The organism is Streptomyces sp. NPDC048277 (assembly GCF_040652235.1).
Taxonomy (GTDB): Bacteria; Actinomycetota; Actinomycetes; order Streptomycetales; family Streptomycetaceae; genus Streptomyces.
Map to the genome: position 1 here is coordinate 1 of NZ_JBEZLQ010000090.1, position 1,284 is coordinate 1,284.

Below are 1,284 nucleotides of genomic sequence, written 5' to 3' on the forward strand. Positions count from 1 at the left end.
TGAACGTCTCCTCAGAAGCGATCTGCGCGGAGGCGGCGGCCTGCGGTCCGCCGCCTCTGCGTCCGAGTTGCCGGGCACGGGCAATACGGGTGCACTCCGCGTACGAGCAAAGCCCCAGCGAACACCCCGCGGCGTAACACAATTGGTCATCCGGCAGCGGGGACTGCGGTTCTCCTGCGACCGACCGTCATGCCGGCACGGCACCTTCGCCGAGCAGGCTGACGGACTGAGCGAGCCGTACCGACGCTCCAGCCTCGGACTGAAGCAGTGACCGCGGACCGTCGCCGTCGAATTCGGCAACCGGACTGGCGAACGGCGTTACCACAAACCGCACTTGGCCGCCGACCACAGCCAGGCTGCGGGAACTGCCGAAACACCACCGCCCGGGCCATGACCCAACTGGCGACCGACATAAGGGACTCCGCCCGGCCCCGCACCAACCCACACCGCCACCAACCAAGTTGGCAAAGGTTCACTTACGAGGTGCCATGCTGGTCGATGCTGATGGAAGTGTGAGAACTCCCGTCTTCCCAGCTCAGCGGGCACCTTTCTGCGTCAGCCCCGTCCCGCCTCGATCATCGACCGGTAGATCCGGACTGAACCACCGTCGGGCCGGCATCGTTACTGAGAACGCAGTAGGCGAACACAGTCGGCTGGAGCCGCCCAGCCCCCAGCGCAAGCGGAGGTTTCACGATGCCAGAACGCAACAATCAAGGTAATAAGGCCAGGAGAGCCGCAGAGCGTACCCCTGCCCAGGTGACCGACTTTCTCCGGGAATTTTTAACCAGCGACATGAGCATGCACCAGTTCGCCGACACGAAAGAAATACCCCATTCGACAGCAGCTCGTTGGTCCTCGGGCGGTGGCGTTCCGGGGGGCCGTAATGGCTTGTCGAAGGATGAGCAGGAAGAGCTGGAAAAACGCCTAGCCGGTAATCGCAAGGGGGATACCCGAAGAGATGCCGCCTATGTGACCGGCTTTCTCCAGGAATTTTTAACCAGCGACATGAGCATGCGCGAATTCGCCAAGAAGAAAGGTATATCCAAATCGACAGCAAGTCATTGGGCCTCGGGCGGTGGCGTTCCGGAGGGTCGTAATGGCTTGTCGAAGGATGAGCAGGAAGAGCTGGACAAGCGCAAAGTCAATCGCGGCAGCAGGAGCAATGCCCAGTCTTTCGTGTACAGCAGCTACCAGCAGGATCCGGCGTACGGTCCGCCGGGTCTGTCCCAGGCGGGGGCCTCTGCGGCGAATCCCTATCTGGTGTCGGGCATGCCGACCACAACG

Annotated in this window: 1 protein-coding gene; it reads left to right on the forward strand. The window is 62.3% G+C overall.

Annotated elements, in window-relative coordinates; all coding sequences use genetic code 11:
* Positions 1-756: 756 nt before the first annotated feature.
* Positions 757-1,284, forward strand: a 528-nt coding sequence (locus tag AB0D85_RS52270) for a hypothetical protein (protein ID WP_362338790.1), incomplete at its 3' end; no start/stop codon positions are given.